At 43.8% G+C, this 17,412-nt stretch carries 17 protein-coding genes; all 17 read right to left on the reverse strand.

What is annotated here, in order from left to right; translation table 11 throughout:
• Positions 1-119: 119 nt before the first annotated feature.
• A complete protein-coding gene (locus ACY8DX_RS15090) occupies positions 120-845 on the reverse strand; it encodes a glycerophosphodiester phosphodiesterase (RefSeq protein ID WP_049670202.1) in 726 nt (241 codons plus the stop codon).
• A gap of 158 nt (positions 846-1,003) precedes the next feature.
• Complete coding sequence (spo0A, locus tag ACY8DX_RS15095; RefSeq protein WP_462405549.1) at positions 1,004-1,795, reverse strand: sporulation transcription factor Spo0A; 792 nt, start codon at positions 1,793-1,795, stop codon at positions 1,004-1,006.
• 255 nt (positions 1,796-2,050) lie between these two features.
• Positions 2,051-3,337, reverse strand: coding sequence for a SpoIVB peptidase (gene spoIVB / locus ACY8DX_RS15100; protein ID WP_049670200.1), 1,287 nt, complete (start codon positions 3,335-3,337; stop codon positions 2,051-2,053).
• Between the two features lie 195 nt (positions 3,338-3,532).
• Entirely contained in the window at positions 3,533-5,236 is a 1,704-nt protein-coding gene (recN, locus tag ACY8DX_RS15105) for a DNA repair protein RecN (protein WP_462405550.1), read from the reverse strand.
• A 16-nt stretch (positions 5,237-5,252) separates the two neighbouring features.
• Positions 5,253-5,702: a transcriptional regulator AhrC/ArgR gene (gene ahrC, locus ACY8DX_RS15110; RefSeq protein ID WP_049670198.1), complete on the reverse strand. Its 450-nt coding sequence runs from the start codon at positions 5,700-5,702 to the stop codon at positions 5,253-5,255.
• 150 nt (positions 5,703-5,852) lie between these two features.
• A complete protein-coding gene (locus tag ACY8DX_RS15115; protein WP_049670197.1) occupies positions 5,853-6,689 on the reverse strand; it encodes a TlyA family RNA methyltransferase in 837 nt (278 codons plus the stop codon).
• A 2-nt stretch (positions 6,690-6,691) separates the two neighbouring features.
• Positions 6,692-8,587 carry a 1-deoxy-D-xylulose-5-phosphate synthase gene (dxs, locus tag ACY8DX_RS15120; protein ID WP_049672816.1) on the reverse strand — a complete coding sequence of 632 codons (1,896 nt, stop codon included), beginning with the start codon at positions 8,585-8,587 and terminating at the stop codon, positions 6,692-6,694.
• A gap of 9 nt (positions 8,588-8,596) precedes the next feature.
• On the reverse strand, positions 8,597-9,208 hold the full coding sequence (locus ACY8DX_RS15125) for a hypothetical protein (protein ID WP_049670196.1): 612 nt from the start codon (positions 9,206-9,208) through the stop codon (positions 8,597-8,599).
• 718 nt (positions 9,209-9,926) lie between these two features.
• Positions 9,927-10,817 (reverse strand): polyprenyl synthetase family protein, encoded by an 891-nt coding sequence (locus tag ACY8DX_RS15130; RefSeq protein ID WP_049670195.1) that lies wholly within the window; start codon positions 10,815-10,817, stop codon positions 9,927-9,929.
• Between the two features lie 2 nt (positions 10,818-10,819).
• Positions 10,820-11,053 (reverse strand): exodeoxyribonuclease VII small subunit, encoded by a 234-nt coding sequence (gene xseB, locus ACY8DX_RS15135; RefSeq protein ID WP_049670194.1) that lies wholly within the window; start codon positions 11,051-11,053, stop codon positions 10,820-10,822.
• Positions 11,046-12,398, reverse strand: coding sequence for an exodeoxyribonuclease VII large subunit (gene xseA, locus ACY8DX_RS15140; protein ID WP_049670193.1), 1,353 nt, complete (start codon positions 12,396-12,398; stop codon positions 11,046-11,048). Before xseA ends, xseB begins: the two co-directional genes overlap by 8 nt.
• 97 nt (positions 12,399-12,495) lie before the next feature.
• Positions 12,496-13,353: a bifunctional methylenetetrahydrofolate dehydrogenase/methenyltetrahydrofolate cyclohydrolase FolD gene (gene folD / locus ACY8DX_RS15145; protein ID WP_049670192.1), complete on the reverse strand. Its 858-nt coding sequence runs from the start codon at positions 13,351-13,353 to the stop codon at positions 12,496-12,498.
• Positions 13,354-13,397: 44 nt separating this feature from the next.
• Complete coding sequence (gene nusB, locus ACY8DX_RS15150; protein ID WP_049670191.1) at positions 13,398-13,784, reverse strand: transcription antitermination factor NusB; 387 nt, start codon at positions 13,782-13,784, stop codon at positions 13,398-13,400.
• 249 nt (positions 13,785-14,033) lie between these two features.
• On the reverse strand, positions 14,034-14,441 hold the full coding sequence (locus ACY8DX_RS15155) for an Asp23/Gls24 family envelope stress response protein (RefSeq protein ID WP_049670190.1): 408 nt from the start codon (positions 14,439-14,441) through the stop codon (positions 14,034-14,036).
• A 28-nt stretch (positions 14,442-14,469) separates the two neighbouring features.
• The gene (accC, locus tag ACY8DX_RS15160) at positions 14,470-15,822 is read right to left on the reverse strand and encodes an acetyl-CoA carboxylase biotin carboxylase subunit (RefSeq protein WP_439802914.1); all 1,353 of its coding nucleotides are present in this window, start codon (positions 15,820-15,822) and stop codon (positions 14,470-14,472) included.
• Between the two features lie 10 nt (positions 15,823-15,832).
• Entirely contained in the window at positions 15,833-16,339 is a 507-nt protein-coding gene (accB, locus tag ACY8DX_RS15165) for an acetyl-CoA carboxylase biotin carboxyl carrier protein (RefSeq protein ID WP_462406958.1), read from the reverse strand.
• Positions 16,340-16,867: 528 nt separating this feature from the next.
• Complete coding sequence (locus ACY8DX_RS15170) at positions 16,868-17,407, reverse strand: SpoIIIAH-like family protein (RefSeq protein WP_049670188.1); 540 nt, start codon at positions 17,405-17,407, stop codon at positions 16,868-16,870.
• Positions 17,408-17,412: the final 5 nt, after the last annotated feature.

The raw sequence follows: 17,412 nt of genomic DNA on the forward strand, positions 1-17,412 counted from the left end.
TTATCAGATTTCTTTTTTTAAACCTTCCGACGATATCCGAAACGGAATCGACAAGGAAGACAAGAAGAAAGAAAGCCCGCAAAATAAACGGTAAACTGACATTCCTCCAAACCCCTATGTCATTCATAATCCTTCCGCAGCTGGATGGCGAGGTCGGGGTCATCCGTGATAAAAGCAGAGCAGCCTGCCTTAAATAAGCGTTTCATATCCCCTTTTCGGTTTACCGTATAAGGTCTCACCGCTATTCCTGCTTCCTGGCATTGCTTGATTATTCCATCAGGTGCTGCGCGAAATTTTGGGTGGATCGATTTTGCCCGAATCGATTCCGCATACACCCATGGCATATAAAGTCCATCTGAGTATAAAGGGGCCGTCTCAATATCGGGTGCAAGCCGGTAGCAATAAACAAGACTGTAATGATTGAAGGAAGAAAGAATGACCCTATCCTCCAAACCAAATTCTCGTATCAGCTCAATCACTTTCTCCTCCATCCCCTCATATGGATAGATTGCATTCTTCAATTCAATATTCAGGAGGAGATTCGTTCCAGACAGCCATTCCATCACTTCTCTTAATGTCGGGATTCCCGCAAATTCCACTGTCTTGGAATTATTCGCTGCATTTAGTTTCCTTAACTCTTCAAGCGATAACTCACGGACAGAGCCCGTTCCATCTGTCGTACGGTCAACTGTTGGATCATGAATCACGACTAATTCACCGTCCAGACTCAGCTGCACATCAAGCTCAATTCCGTCCGCACCTGCATTTAGAGCCTCCTTAAACGATATCATCGTATTCTCGGGATAGAGGGCCGCATATCCCCTATGTCCAAATATAAGTGTCACGAAAAAACCTCCGTTCTCTCTAGTTCATTCCTCTCTAGCATACAATAAAAAACACCATTATTACCGCATAATATCACAATTCGGCAGTAATGGTGCTTTTGCATAAAGTTTGATAGCGTTTTAAGTATTTATTCATCATAAATGCGAGGCATAACGGCTTATGAGGCTTTATGTTCAAGGCGGAGTTTATCAGCCACCATCGCAATGAATTCTGAATTGGTGGGTTTCGCCTTTGTCATGCTGACTGTATAGCCAAATAATGAAGAGATGGATTCAATATTCCCCCTGCTCCATGCCACTTCAATTGCATGACGGATAGCCCGTTCCACCCGGCTTGCAGTTGTATTGTATTTCTTGGCAATATCAGGATAGAGGACCTTTGTGATGGACCCTAACAGCTCGATATCATTGTATACCATAGAAATAGCTTCTCTTAAGTACAGATAGCCCTTGATATGTGCCGGTACACCAATCTCATGGATAATACTAGTGATACTCGCATCTAAGTTAATTGGTTTCGACTCTACAGGCTGCCTCGGGGCATAGCTGTTTGAACGTGCAATTCCAGCGCCTTTTTCACCGGATTGCCTAATATGATTGACGAGGTTTTCCATATCAAATGGCTTCAGGATGAAATAGGAAGCACCAAGCTCTACCGCTTTTTTTGTCACGTCCTCCTGGCCAAAAGCAGTCAGCATGATGACATTCGGAATAGAAGTGCCTTTTTGAGAGTCCTTTATTCTTTCCAAAACAGCCAAACCATCTAAATGCGGCATAATGATATCAAGGACCAACACGTCTGGACTTACTTGTTCAAGCATACTCAGGCAATCCTGGCCATTATGGGCTACCCCGAGCACTTCCATATCCGGCTGTTCACTAATATACTCTTCCAATAAAGCAACAAGTTCACGATTATCATCAACAATACATACTTTTATTTTTTTCAACCAGATATCCTCCTCAAAACTCATTTTCCTATATTTACTAGTATTTCTATACTTTATTCTAACCGAGATATTCGACATTGCAATATAAAAAGTACCTAAAAATCAAAAAATGCTTAAAAAGAATGATTTAAACAAGTTTCTCTTTTGTTTACTCCTATTTTCGACCTTTTTCACATCTTTTTACAAACTTCCATCCAAATTTGTCGAATCCACTGTGAAAACGCTCTGTTTCGACTAAAAAAAAGCAGGTTTTAATCAACCTGCTTTCGAGTCCTTTTGATAAATATCTATACCTGCTTCGTTGAGCATCCATTCAATATGAACCCCGTACCCGCTTGTCGGGTCATTGACGAATACATGCGTAACCGCTCCAACAACTTTTCCCTTTTGAATGATTGGACTTCCGCTCATTCCTTGGACGATTCCTCCGGTCTTGCTCAATAATCTTTTGTCTGTCACCTTCAGAACCATGCCCTTTGTTGCAGGAAACTTTTGAGGTATAGTACTGATAATTTCAATCCCGAACTTTTCAACCTTATTTCCTTCCACAACTGTATAAATCTCTGCCGGACCTTCTTCTACCTCATTGGATAAAGCGATTGGAAGTGGTGTGTTCTTAATGCCGTTTTCCATCTGCTTTGTCAAACGGCCGAAAATACCGAATGGGGAATTACGAGTGATATTCCCAATCACTTCACGATCAGCCGCGAACCGGGCCAGCTTTTCACCTGGATTTCCGTTGCTTCCCTTTTCGATCGAGGTGACGGTAGATTTCACAATCTGCCCATCCTTCACCACAATCGGTTTCTTTGTATCCATATCAGAGATGACATGTCCCAATGCTCCGTATTTCCTTGTTTCCGGGTGATAGAAGGTCATCGTTCCGATTCCTGCCGCAGAATCGCGAATATAGAGACCAAGCTTATATACTTCCTCGTTTTTATCTTTTAAAGGCTCAATCTTCCTGGTAATCTTTTCATTATCACGAAATATATCTACAACCAAAGGTTCTGCAGATCCTCGATATCCGTTGACGAACGGGGCTACATCCTGCATTTTCGTGATTTTCTGTCCGTTTATGGCCATAATGATATCTCCGACCTTAATCCCGGCAATTTCGCCCGGGGACAGAGCGCCCTTTTCAGTTGTTATTTGGTGATGTCCGACGACCAGCACGCCAAGCGTATTTAATTTCACGCCAATCGATTGGCCTCCTGGAATGACCTTAAAATCCTTCAAAACCTCGATATTCATTTTCTTGACCGGGATACCTGCAATATTCAGGACAACTTGATCGTATCCACTTTTTGCTGCATGGATGCTTAATGCATCTGACTCTTTTGCAATCGACACGCTGTTGCTGGCAGAGACCACTTCTGCCTTCAGCAGATCACTCTTCGTTAAAGCTTTTTCTTGTCCTTCAAAAAGGGTTACATGGGTGGGAATTGCAAAATATTGTTGTAATGGGTGGCTAAAGAAAATCGCTAACAATGAAACAAGGAGGATTATACCAGCTGTTTTTCTTAATGGTATTCTTTTCATCCATCCACACTCCTCGTTTCTTTGGCTACGTCTTTAATTTTTCCGGGAGAGGGCTTCTTTATAACCTTCCCTGCAAATAAAAAGCTGCCCATTCTGGATAGGAATAACATCATGAATAACAAAAAACTGATGAAGGGATTCATCAGTTTTCCGTGATTATTCCTATCTATTCAGTTTCTCCGCCATAAGCTTTTCTTATACCATAGCAGCTTTAATATGTTCCGCCTGATCAAGCATTTCCCGGACATGCTCCTCAGTCAAGGATGTGAGCTCCTTCCCAGAAATCATGCGGCCGATTTCTTCCACACGCTCCGCTTTCTCAAGAGGTTTCACGCTTGTTTTCGTTCTTCCTTCAATAATTTCCTTGGAAATGAACAAATGAGTATCAGCCATAGCGGCGACCTGCGGTAAATGGCTGATGCAAAGGACCTGCGAACCGTTCGAGACTCGATAGATCTTCTCAGCAATCGCCTGCGCAACTCTCCCGCTGACACCTGTATCCACCTCATCAAAGATAATGGATGTAATTCCTTGATGCTTGGAGAAAATATTCTTCAAGGCAAGCATAATTCTTGAAAGCTCCCCGCCTGAAGCAGTTTTCGAAAGCGGCTTCAAAGGTTCACCCGGGTTGGCGGATATATAAAATTCAACTGTATCCAATCCGTTTTCATGAATGGAATCATCATATTCCTTCAGTTCAAGGAATCGAACATCAAATACAGCTTTATCCATATATAGCTCCTTGAGCTCTTGATGAATGGCATCTGTCAAGGACATGGCGTATTTCTTCCTTCTATCCGTCAATTCAGCACCAGCAAGCAGTACTTCCTTCTTTATAGAATCCAGCTGTTTAGACAGCTTCTCAATATGGCTTTCCCTGTTTAATATCGTGTCTATTTCTTCTTCAATGGCCGCACCATATTCAAGAATCTTATCAATTGTATTGCCATATTTCCGTTTCAGGTGATTGATTTCATTCAAACGGGCTTCTATATCATGCAGCCGTTCCGGTTCATACTCAAGCATATCGAGCTGCGTACGAACCGAGCTTTTCGCATCCTCCAACAAATAAAAGGCATTCTTGACTGTTTCTGATAATTGCCGGTACTCTTCATCCAAGCTTTCAATTCTCTCGAGCTCTGTCATCGCATTTCCAACCCAGTCAAGGCCGGTATTCTCGTTGTTGAGGGAGCCATAAGCATTATTCAAGCTCTGATGGACTCTCTCGAAATTGCTGAGCTTCTGCCTTTCTTCAAGCAGCCTGTCTTCTTCATCAGGCTCAAGACCCGCATTCTTTATCTCATTGTATTGGAATTGGATCAAATCAAGCCGATGGGCCATCGTTTGCTCATTTTCGCTCAGTTTATTAAGCGATTGTCTTGTTTCATGGTATTGCTTGTAATGGTGCTTATATTCCCCAAGAGCCTCATTGATTTCATGTCCACCGAACTCATCAAGAAGCGGCAGGTGATAATCGGGGTCCATTAGCTCCTGATGCTCATGCTGGCCATGAATATCAATCAGCTTACGCCCTATTTCTCTCAACGTTGAAATCGTAACCATCTTGCCGTTTATACGGCATATACTTTTACTGGACATATACATGGCACGCTGAATGATGATTGCATTGTCTTCTGACTCAATGCCAAATTCCTGTGCTTTTAAAATTGCCGGGTGCGAATTGTCAGGTAATTGGAAAAAACCTTCAATTTCTGCTTTGTCTTCTCCGTGACGGATGAACTCTGCTGACCCTCTTCCTCCCACTAACAATTGAATGGCATCGATAATAATCGACTTCCCTGCGCCAGTTTCCCCTGTCAGGACTGTCAGCCCTTGATGAAGAGCGAGAGTCTGCTTCTCTATGATGGCGAAATTACGAATGGATAGCTCCAATAACATATTTTCATCCCACTTTCTACAACATGTCTAAGAAACGTTCTGTTATAATATCTGCCTGTTCCTTTTCCCGGCAAATAATTAAGCATGTATCATCTCCACAGATGGTTCCAAGAATCTCTTCCCAATCCAAATTGTCAATGAGCGCACCAATAGCTTGTGCATTGCCAGGCAAAGTTTTCATAACTAACAGATTATTAGCAGAATCGATCCGAACGAAGGCATCCATTAATGACCGCTTTAATTTCTGCAAAGGGTTGAAGCGCTGATCTGCAGGCAGACTGTATTTATAACGCCCATCCTGCATAGGTACCTTCGCTAAATGTAATTCCTTGATATCCCTTGAAACGGTTGCTTGGGTTACATTTACCCCTTCAGCACGTAAAATATCAACTAAATCATCCTGTGTCTCTATATTGTTATTCGCAATGATATCGCGGATTTTTATATGTCTTTGTCCCTTATTCATGGTTTTGACACCCCTCATTATACGTTGATCTTTCGTCTCCCTTAATGTTAGCGGATTTTGTCGTAAATGTACATGTATTTTTATGCATAGGATGTATACAAAGCAAACCCCCGCGGCACAAACGCCGGCGGGGGAATAGATATCTCTATATTAGGATTCTTCGTTCTTTGCTTTTAAGGTCTGATGAGCTTCCTCGACGACTTCAGCCAAGTCTATATGAGGCAAATCGGCTGTCAGCTCTTTGTCTTCACCCGGCCAGTATAGATGGAATAAGAATTCAATATTCCCGTCTCCACCCGTAATAGGACTGTAGGTTGCCTCCTTCAGAATATAACCCTCACTTACCACAAAGTCACGCATATCCTCTACAACCTGCAAATGCACCTTCTTGTCACGAACAATTCCTTTCTTTCCTACTTGCTCGCGTCCTGCCTCAAACTGTGGTTTCACAAGGCAGACAACATCTCCCCCAGGTACTAATATCCTTTTTAAGGCTGGAAGGATTAGCCGCAAAGAAATAAACGAAACATCAATAGAGGCAAATTCAGGCATTCCCTCGGTAAAGTCCTCCGGAACAGAATGACGGAAATTCGTTCTTTCCATGACAATAACACGCTCGTCATTGCGAAGCTTCCAGGCAAGCTGATTATATCCTACATCCACCGCATAGGATTTCTTGGCCCCATTTTGCAGGGCGCAATCGGTGAATCCGCCAGTGGAGGAGCCAATATCAATCATTAATTTATCCTTTACAGATAAATCAAATTCGGACAAGGCTTTTTCAAGCTTGTATCCGCCCCTTGATACATAGGGCATGACCTGTCCTTTTATGGTAAGAGGGGCATCCTGGGCAATCTTTTCACCAGGCTTATCCATCCGAAGTTCATTGGAATAAACCAAGCCTGCCATCACTGCCCTTTTTGCCTTTTCCCTTGTCTCAGCAAGGCCTCTTTCTACTAATAAAACATCAATTCGTTCTTTTTTCATTTTTAATACGCCTTTTTCGTTTCTTTATAGGTCATTTTCGTTAAATGTTCAATGGCAGCTTCTGTAGTCAAGTGAATATCTGCAAGAAGCCTGCTTACGCTGCCATGTTCAACAAATTCATCAGGAATTCCCATCCGTTTAATATATGCTTGGGAAAAGCTGTGCTCCTCAGCGAATTCTAAAACGGCACTGCCAAACCCGCCTTCAAGGACAGCCTCCTCAATAGTGAGAATTGGAAGATTGGATGCCAAGATTTCAGAGAGCATAGCTGCATCAAGCGGTTTGATGAAACGAGCATTGACGACCTTAACTTGTACGCCTTTCTGAGCCATTGCCTCTGCCGCTTCAAGCGCCATTGGAATAGTCGTTCCAAATGTTAAAATAACAGCATCCTTCCCTTCTCGAAGGACTTCCCATGTGCCGATTGGAATAATTTCTAATTCTTCATCCATCTCAACACCAAGACCATTTCCTCTTGGGAAGCGCATCGCGATTGGACCATCATTATATTTAATAGCTGTATTAACCATATGCTGCCCTTCATTCTCATCTTTAGGCATCATCAGCACTAGATTCGGCATTGAACGCAGGAAGGATATATCAAATACCCCTTGATGTGTCTCTCCATCAGCACCGACAAGGCCGGCACGATCGATCCCGACAAAGACATTTAATTTCTGGCGGCAAATGTCATGCAGCATTTGGTCATAGGCACGCTGAAGGAACGTAGAATAGATGGCTAAAAATGGCTTCATCCCTTGAGTCGCAAGCCCGGCTGCAACGGTGGTGGCATGCTGCTCCGCAATGCCGACATCAAACATTCTATCCGGGAATTCACTAGCAAACCCAAGAAGCTTAGAGCCTACCGGCATCGCCGGTGTAATGGCAACTATACGGTCATCCTCGCGTGCAAGCCGTCTGACAGTTTCACTGACGAGTGCACTCCAAGCTGGAGGAGCATTGACTTCCTTAATAATGTCCCCAGTTTCCATCTTATATGGACCCGTCCCATGCCAAGTTCCTACGGCATCCGTTTCAGCAGGATCATAGCCTTTGCCCTTCTTCGTAATCACATGAAGCAAAACAGGGCCTTTCGTCTTTTTAGCATATTTTAGGTTTTCAGATAATTCATCAAAGTTATGTCCATCAACAGGTCCGAGATACGTAAACCCAAGCTCCTCGAAAAACATTCCGCTCACTAAGAGATACTTAAGGGAATCCTTCACGCGTTCAGCTGTAGTTGCAAGCTTACCGCCGACTGCAGGGATTTTCTTAAGAAGAAGCTCCAGTTCGTCTTTGACATAATTATACTTCCCGGCTGTTCTCATCCGGCCAAGAATGGAGTGCAGGGCACCGACATTCGGTGCGATAGACATTTCATTATCATTTAGGACCACAATCATATCCTTTTTCTCATGGCCGATATGATTAAGGGCTTCAAGCGCCATGCCGCCTGTCAGGGCACCATCTCCGATAATAGGCACAATATAGCTTTTCTCCTTTTTTAAATCCCGGGCAATGGCCATTCCCATCGCCGCCGACAAGGAGGTTGAGCTATGACCTGTTTCCCATACATCATGCTTGCTTTCGTTCATCTTTGGAAAGCCGCACAGTCCTTTGTATTGACGGAGTGTATCAAATTGGCTTGCGCGTCCGGTCAATATTTTGTGTACATAGCTTTGGTGGCCGACATCCCATAACAATTTATCCTTTGGGCTGTTAAACTCCTTATGCAAGGCAATGGTAAGTTCAACTACCCCTAGGTTTGGGCCGATATGCCCGCCGGTCTTTGACAGCTGCTCAATCAAAAATGTTCTTATTTCCTGTGACAACGCTTCAAGTTCTGCGTTTGTCATCTTCTTTAAAAAAGATGGGTCCTTTATAGACAATAGATCCAACAGGATCACTCACTTTCGTTTCGTATTCTTTTGAGTCGTTTTGCCCCTATTTTCTTTTATTATAACAATTTGGAAGTTTCGCTCAAGAAAGGATAACATTTTTCCGACTCCAAAGATAATATCTTTAGAATGCTGGATGGCAAATGTCTTTCCCATCGCTTTGCCTCCGACGGTTAATGCTGCGATCGTACTCGTCAGAACGATGGAACTGATACTCTCTGATGGAGACGCTTCGCCCCATTGGAAACGAAGAGCCAGCTGCGTAATAACGAGGGCAGCCGCTGTCCCGCTTACAATCCCAGAGATATCACCAATCACATCATTGCAAAAGCTCGCGAATCGGTCTGCATTCCGTATAATCCGAATGGAATGCTTCGCGCCGTGAATCCGCTTCGATGCCATTGCATGAAAGGGCGTTTCATCTGCGGCGGTTGCTGCAATTCCAATCATATCAAAGAATATGCCAATTAGTACAATGACAAGTACAATCGCAAGACCAACACTAAAGCTTACCCCCTTTAAGGAAAGCGTAGAGGCCACGGTAAAGATAGCTGCTAATATAAATGTAATGATTGAGATCGTAATTGTCCATTTCGCTGTCTTCTTTAGAGTTTCCTTCATGTTGTAAGTAAGACACATCCTGTATGTAAAATAAAGCTTGCTAAGCGCAAGCTTTGTTCTTTTCGTATAGAAACGAGTGGCCATAAATAGAGTTAATTTTACGGCTTAGGTCCAGTAGGATTTCCCAATCAGCTGCCGAATGTCGCCATCTCGGCGGTTTCCCTTTAAAGCCAACTCAGCCCCGTCTCCGAAAGCTGGACTGGATTGCCACTTAGTCCGCACCTTAATCCTCTATATATGTCATTGAACGAACAGTCTAGGGGATTTCCCCGGCGGCCTTTAACCAATTCCTTAGCCTCTTTTGCAAAGCAGATTTCATGCATGACAGACCAGCAAATATATCAATGGCCAACTGATGTATATGCCTAGTACGCAATCCCCTCATACTTCACTCAAGGCAGGCTACGCTGCACGCAGTTTCCTGATATGCAGGTTTTTCAATATCCCCCTTGCAAAAGGAGAATAAAGCCTCCGCGGAATCAGGGTCATCGCCCACATGCCATTGTGGATCGCCCTAATTCCTTACTCCCTGGACCGACCCAAAGCTGGGCGCTCCGAGCCAATCCAACGAACTTCATCGATGTGCCCTCTAGTGAATTTTTAGCCTCACCCTCCAGAACGGTAGACCGACTAGAATACTGCACCACTCGAAATGTACAATTAGTATAGCACACAACTTAAATGGACGTAAGTGGATGTCAGTGGAAACGATGGGCAATCAATGGTCTCTTTTTGCAACTAATTCCAGCATTTCAGCTAATATGCCGGCTTGGAAATTAGTATTTCCGAGCGCTTCATTTGCCATATTAACATGGAAACCCAGCTTCTCCTTAGCCCCCTCCATGGAAAGGAGAGAAGGATAGGTGCTCTTATGATTCGTTTCATCACTTCCCACCGGCTTGCCAATCTTGCTTTCGCTTCCTTCGATATCGAGGATATCGTCCCTGATTTGAAAGGCAAGTCCAAGATGATGGGCATACGTCTGCAAATGCTCCTTCTCCCAATCATCTGCACCAGCTAAAATGGCCCCTGCAAGAATGCTGTAGGATAACAGTTTACCAGTTTTATGTACATGGATGTATTCAAGCTCTGATAAACTCAAGTTCCTCATTTCACCTTCCATATCAGCAACCTGCCCGCCGACCATTCCTTCTGCACCCGCAGCCTTGGAAAGCTCAGCAACCAATTCAAGGGCAACGGCCGGGTTCTGCCGAGCTTGCTCTTGGTTAGCAATCACCCCAAAAGCTAGGGTGAGTAATCCATCGCCAGCAAGGATCGCTGTTGCCTCGCCATACACCTTATGATTAGTCGGCTTACCTCGGCGCAGGTCGTCGTCATCCATGCTCGGCAAATCGTCATGTATTAATGAATACGTATGAATCATTTCAATCGCACAGGCCGTATCAAGACCAATCAGCGGATTTTTCCCAAATGCACGCAATACAGCAAGAACAAGCAGCGGGCGAAGTCTTTTCCCTCCTGCCTCCAATGAATAATTCATGGCAGACCTTAGGTTTTCAGGCGTATTCAAATCAGAGACAATACCCTTCATTCTCTCTTCAATCTTTCGCTTATATTCTCGAGAAAAGGCCTCCAGCAGCTCTGCCACGCTTATTCCTCCTCTTCAATAGAGAATGGTTTTAACGCATCGTCTTTCATGATAAGCGTAAGCTGCTCCTCGGCGGTCTTTAGCTTATCATGGCACCATTTGGATAATTCCATTCCCTCTTTATAAAGATTAATGGATTCCTCCAGCGGCACCTCTCCATCCTCTAAACGCCCTACGATTTTTTCAAGCTTTTCCATCGCTTCCTCAAAAGTAATGTTTGACTGTTCCTTAGTCATTGGAATCACTCTCCCTAATCTCATTAACGGTACAATCCAGCTTTCCGTCCTGGATGACAACGGTCAATCGATCGCCGGCCTTCACCGAATCCCTTGTCTTAATCAGTTCATCCTGCTCATTATAAACAAGGCCGAAGCCTTTCTCCATAATCTTGAGCGGACTCACAGCCTTTAAGAGAGACACCCTGTTTAAGTATGCCTGCTGCTTACTCCGAATAATGGCTGCCTCTGCCCTTGTCATTCGTCCCTGCAGCTGTATGATATCCGCTGATTTCTTCGAGATTGTGCTCAGCGGATTATGACGTTCAATCATCTTCGCCAAGTGCTCGAGCTTGTCTCCTTTACGTTCAAAGTAAAGTGTACTGTTGCGTGCAATCCGCTCCGTCACTCGGTCCAGCTGTTCCATCTTTTGCTGATACAGCAGATGCGGGTATTTAAAGGCATAAGATTTTTCTATTGACACGAGTCGTTTCTTTTCACTTTCAATACGTTGCGTTGTATAGCGGCTGATTTTTGCTTCCATCATCTTGATTCTCTCAGCGATATCACTCACCTTTGGTGCAGCCATTTCCGCTGCCCCTGTTGGTGTCGGTGCCCTCAGGTCAGCAACGAAGTCACTGATCGTCGTATCTGTTTCATGTCCGACAGCTGAGATAACCGGAATCTGTGAATTAAAGATGGCTCGGGCGACAGGTTCCTCATTAAAGGCCCATAGCTCCTCGATAGACCCGCCTCCGCGCCCGACAATCAAGACATCAATTGGATGCTGATTCGCCGTCTCAATGGCGTTAACGATGGACGGCGCTGCCTGTTGTCCTTGGACGAGTGCAGGGAAAATGAGGACCTCTCCAATTGGGTAACGCCTCTTTAGGGTCGTGATGATGTCTCTTATCGCTGCTCCAGTCGGGGAGGTAATGACTCCGATTCTCGCTGGAAATGCTGGAATTGGCTGTTTATGCCGAATGTCGAAAAGACCTTCCTGCTCGAGCTTTTTCTTCAATTGCTCATAAGCGATAAATAATTCTCCAATTCCATCAGGCATCATTTCTTTTATGTACATTTGATAGCCGCCTGTCGGCTCGTATACACGGACCTCTCCTCGCAAAAGCACCTTCATCCCATTCTCAGGGTCAAAGGCAAGCCCTCTTGCCGATTGAGCGAACATGACAGCATTAATGCGTGATTTCTCATCCTTTAACGTTAGATACATATGTCCGCTTGAATGCCTTTTGAAGTTTGAGATTTCCCCTTTCAAATAAATATTATCTAAATTAGGGTCTGCATCAAACTTGCGCTTAATGTATTTCGTGAGGGCGGCCACTGTTAAATATTGATTTTTGTCCATTGGCATGGCCTCCTTGGCATAATATTCATCCATAGAAAAAAAGCTGCCGCAAATCTCATTATAGCAATTTCCGGCAGCTTTCAGGTAACATTGAAATTTATGATTGCTTTTGGACCATCTTTGCTGCCTGAACAGTATTGTACATCAGCATCGTGATGGTCATTGGTCCTACACCGCCTGGCACAGGGGTAATGTAGGAGGCCTTAGGGGCGACATCCGTGTAATCAACATCCCCGCAAAGCTTATTTTCCTCATCCCGGTTCATGCCGACATCAATGACGATTGCTCCCTCTTTGACATCCTCCGCTTTAACCATTTTTGCGACCCCGACAGCGGCGATCAATATATCCGCTTGAGTGGTGAAGGCTCTCAAATCCTTCGTTCTGGAATGACAGTAGGTAACTGTTGCATCCTCATTAAGGAAAAGCTGTCCAACCGGCTTACCGACAATATTGCTTCGGCCGATAACAACGACATGCTTTCCTTTAATGTCAATTCCCGTTTCCTTTACCATCTTCAGAATGCCAAATGGCGTACACGGAAGAAGAGCTTCTTGTTTCGTCATCATGCGCCCAATATTAATAGGATGGAAGCCATCGACATCCTTTGCAGGGTCAATGGTTTCGATGACGAGCTTTTCATCAATGTGCTTTGGCAATGGCAATTGAACCAATATGCCGTTTATCCTTGGATCAGCATTTAATTCACGTAAACGACCAAGCAATTCCTCTTCCGTGACAGAGGCAGGAAGCTTGATAAGCTCCGAGTACATCCCAAGCTGTTCACAAGCCTTTTCCTTGTTCCTGACATATGTATGAGAAGCTTGGTCATCTCCAACTAATATAACTGCAAGCCCCGGGGTTACCCCTTTGCCCTTCAGTATTTCAACCTCCTTGGCAATGTCCTCTCTAATAGAGGCCGATATGGCTTTTCCGTCTAATATGTTTGCTGGCATGACTCCTGCTCCCCCTTAATTCACTCTCTATTTATAGCAAAGCTTTATAAAGAATTCTTAATCTTAGATAAAACAGCGTTCACGAATTTCGGCGATTGGTCATCACCAAACAGCTTAGCCAATTCAATAGCTTCATTGATGGCAGCATTTTGCGGAACATCCTTGCTGTATAGAAGCTCATATGTTGTCAATCGAAGGATATTACGGTCAATATTCGATAAACGGTCCAGCTTCCAGTTCTCCAGGTTCGACTCAATCATCCGATCAACCTCAGCTGCATGGTCTGTTGCGCCGTCTACCAATTCCATTAGATAAGAATCTGCTTCAGATTCTTCAATTACATGCTCCAGCGCTGTTTCTTTTTCGACTTTCCCTACATCTATTTGAAAAAGAGCTTGAAGAGCCTTTTCTCTTGCCTCTCTGCGTTTCATGAATTACTATTACTCCTTTGTCTAAAAATGCGAAGCATCTGCTCGCACTTCATTTCATATATGAAGATAATAACACATCAAGCCCTTGAAAGGTAGTGTGCGGTCATCTTTTTGGAAATTGCTGCATCAAATTCTTTTCTCATGGACGACAGAATCTCCGCATGAAGTATTCCCGCCTCCGTTCATCCGTATACATACAATAAGAGACCAGGTCCCTATAAAAAGGGCCATGGTCTCTTATGGATGTTCTTAATGCTGTTCTTCTACTTCAGGTTCAGCTTTTGCTGTCTCAAATTGTACGCCGACAATGTGAATGTTTACTTCATTCGCATCGAGCGCAGTCATATTAAGTAACGTTTGGCGGATATTATCCTGTGCTTCCTGCGCAACTTTCGGGATGGAGATTCCGAATTTCACCAGGCAATACACATCTATTTTAATGCCATCTTCACTAAGCTCAACCTTGACGCCTTTTCCGTGGTTTTTCTTTCCTAGCTTTTCGACAACGCCTGAAGCGAAATTCCCTCTCATTTGTGCGATTCCTTCCACTTCTGAAGCAGCTAAACCAGCAATTACTTCAATGACTTCAGGGGCAATTTCAACCTTGCCTAAACCGCCATCATATCCATCCATTTCCAATGCATGATTTTCACTCATGTCTAACACCTCCAAATCATCTACTCTATTATGAGTTCATCACGTCGTAAGTTTCAAGGAATTTCGTATTAAAATCACCAGAAACAAAAACATCATGATTTAATAATTTTAAATGAAAAGGGATTGTCGTATCAATACCTTTTACGACAAACTCATCCAAGGCTCTTTTCATTTTCTTGATTGCTTCTTCCCTTGATGGTGCATGGACGATTAATTTAGCGACCATAGAATCGTAAAACGGCGGGATAGAATAACCGGTATACACTGCCGAATCAACCCGGACGCCAAAGCCTCCAGGAGGAAGATACATATCCACCATGCCTGCTGACGGCATGAATTTCTTCTCCGGATTCTCCGCATTTATACGGCATTCGATCGCCCATCCATTCATTTGTACATCTTCTTGCTGAATGGTTAATTTCTCGCCAGATGCAACAAGAATCTGCTCCTTGATTAAGTCAATCCCTGTCACCATTTCTGTTACAGGATGCTCAACCTGGATACGCGTATTCATCTCCATGAAATAAAACTTACGGTTTACATGATCATAAATGAATTCAACCGTACCGGCACCGGAATATTGTACAGCCTTCGCAGCAGTGACGGCTGCCTGTCCCATTTCATCACGCATCTCGCTGTCAATGGCTGGTGAAGGAGTTTCCTCAAGCAATTTCTGGAGCCGTCTTTGAATAGAGCAATCACGCTCTCCAAGATGAATGACATTGCCATAATGATCACCAAGTACCTGGATTTCCACATGTCTGAAATCCTCAATGAATTTCTCTAAATATACACCAGGATTGCCGAAGGCTGTTGCTGCCTCCTGCCTTGTGATTCGATAACCCTTCCGAAGTTCATCCACATCCTTCGCCACCCGGATCCCTTTGCCGCCGCCGCCGGCTGTCGCTTTAATGATGACCGGATAGCCAATGCTCTCAGCTGTTTTAACAGCTGCCTCCTCGTCCTCAACAATCCCTCTTGAGCCGGGAACGATTGGAACACCAGCCGCTCGCATTGTCTCACGGGCTACATCCTTCGTCCCCATTTTTGAAATGGCCTCAGAGGATGGACCGATAAAGGTTAAATGACACTCTTCACACATATCAGCGAAATCAGCGTTTTCTGCCAAAAATCCGTATCCCGGATGAATGGCATCACAGTCTGTCAGCTTCGCCAGGCTTATAATATTTGTTGTATTTAAATAGCTGTCTTTTGATGTGGTCGGACCAATACAGTAAGCTTCATCCGCTAATTGTACATGCAAGGCTGTCTTGTCTGCCTCTGAATAAACCGCAACTGTCTCAATGTCCATTTCTTTACATGCCCGAATAATTCGGACCGCTATTTCGCCCCGATTGGCAATTAGAACTTTTTTAATCATCTTGTTCCTCCTATTCGGGTTTTACCAAGAATAAAGGCTGTCCGTATTCAACCAATTGGCCGTCCTCTACAAGAATTTCCTTGATTTCACCGGATACTTCCGCTTCAATTTCATTAAATAATTTCATTGCTTCAACGATGCAGACAACGGATTCGTTCCCTACTCGGTCTCCAACCTTCACAAATGGATCATCATCAGGTGAGGAGGCCTTGTAAAAGGTTCCAACCATTGGGGACGTAATCTTATGATAGCTTGTCTCATCATTGGCCTCAGGCACGGATGCTTCACCTGACTGTATTGGCGCCGGGCTTGCTGCCGGTGCTTCGGCAGGCTTAGGCATTTCTGCTTGGGCAGCTGGAGCTTTCACAACTTCTGGAACAGGAGCTGAGGCGGCTTCAAGTTTTTCCTTTGCCCCTCTTTTGATTTCAAGTCTGGTTCCCTCTTGTTCAAAGACAAATTCATCAATACTTGTTTGATCGATTAATCTAATGATTTCACGTATTTCCTGTACCTTCATCAAGATTCAGCCCTCCTAGTTATTTACAAAATAATTCATAAAAGCATGAATATGTAAAAAATACCATATAAGCCTATCATAATATTTTTTGGCAGAAAAGTGAACGGTTAAAAGACTGATATCAGCAGCCCAGGAACTTCTCTGCTTTAAAACTGCCAAAATTTTATATATAAATATAATGATTATCATTAAAAAATATTGTTATATAAATAGTAAATGTCAAAAAATACTTTTGACACATAACTCTACACTTTTATAATTTTTTTCACCCTCTCATGACTGCCTAGCCACCTTACTCTTTCGCAGAAAAACAGTTAGGCGGCATTATTAGCCTATTCGAAAAGATATAATAAAGATTAATTACGTAATAACGGCCAAGATGGAGCGGGAGGGTACATACGCTAATTCCCTGCAAGGTTTGTTATACGCTCCTTCACACAGCCGGCCGAAACATTTACTCCAAAAAGAAAAAACAGATTGAAAAACCAAATCGGCCTTTCCACCTGTTCATTCAACAGTTTTATTGATTTATTTTTCCGGCTGAAATTCTACTGCAACAGCATTTGTCTTGCCGATTTCCTTAGTGACCATTTGAATGATTTTGTTAGCAGCCTCAGCATTAGGCTTCTCTGCTTTAACAGTGATTTGGATTTGGTTGTTGTCTGCTCTCACTAACGCATCCTTATATCCCAAGGCGACAATCATTGATTCAAGCATATCCTCTTTTGTCGACAATTCATCCAGCTGCTCAATCTGCTCATGCGCGTCAACCCGCTCTTCCTCTGACAGATCGCTTGATGCTACCTTTTCAGTCAGCTGTTCCTTCTCCTTGCTGCGCTCATCATTCAAGTCCATGCGCATCGCCTCAAACGCAGAATCACTTGCCTCATTAGATACGACAGTGGATTGTTCAGCATTGCCGCTATCCCCGCCTTTTCCGTTTTCCGTCTCCTCCTGTGCTTCCTGATTCACAGTAGTTTCCTGCGGAGAAGTAATATAGTAGACACTCAAGACCGCCACCAAACTTAACATTGTCAACAACCATACTGTTTGTTTTCTTAGCAACACGGATA

Source organism: Gracilibacillus sp. Marseille-QA3620 (assembly GCF_054950035.1).

Bases quoted from the DNA above. Each gene is read 5' to 3' on its own strand.
- folD (WP_049670192.1), bottom strand. From the start codon at position 13,353: ATGCCAGCAAACATATTAGACGGAAAAGCCATATCGGCCTCTATTAGA.
- ACY8DX_RS15125 (WP_049670196.1), bottom strand. From the start codon at position 9,208: ATGAAGGAAACTCTAAAGAAGACAGCGAAATGGACAATTACGATCTCA.
- xseB (WP_049670194.1), bottom strand. From the start codon at position 11,053: ATGACTAAGGAACAGTCAAACATTACTTTTGAGGAAGCGATGGAAAAG.
- xseA (WP_049670193.1), bottom strand. From the start codon at position 12,398: ATGGACAAAAATCAATATTTAACAGTGGCCGCCCTCACGAAATACATT.
- nusB (WP_049670191.1), bottom strand. From the start codon at position 13,784: ATGAAACGCAGAGAGGCAAGAGAAAAGGCTCTTCAAGCTCTTTTTCAA.
- ACY8DX_RS15115 (WP_049670197.1), bottom strand. From the start codon at position 6,689: ATGAAAAAAGAACGAATTGATGTTTTATTAGTAGAAAGAGGCCTTGCT.
- accC (WP_439802914.1), bottom strand. From the start codon at position 15,822: ATGATTAAAAAAGTTCTAATTGCCAATCGGGGCGAAATAGCGGTCCGA.
- ahrC (WP_049670198.1), bottom strand. From the start codon at position 5,702: ATGAATAAGGGACAAAGACATATAAAAATCCGCGATATCATTGCGAAT.
- ACY8DX_RS15155 (WP_049670190.1), bottom strand. From the start codon at position 14,441: ATGAGTGAAAATCATGCATTGGAAATGGATGGATATGATGGCGGTTTA.
- recN (WP_462405550.1), bottom strand. From the start codon at position 5,236: ATGTTATTGGAGCTATCCATTCGTAATTTCGCCATCATAGAGAAGCAG.
- accB (WP_462406958.1), bottom strand. From the start codon at position 16,339: ATGAAGGTACAGGAAATACGTGAAATCATTAGATTAATCGATCAAACA.
- spoIVB (WP_049670200.1), bottom strand. From the start codon at position 3,337: ATGAAAAGAATACCATTAAGAAAAACAGCTGGTATAATCCTCCTTGTT.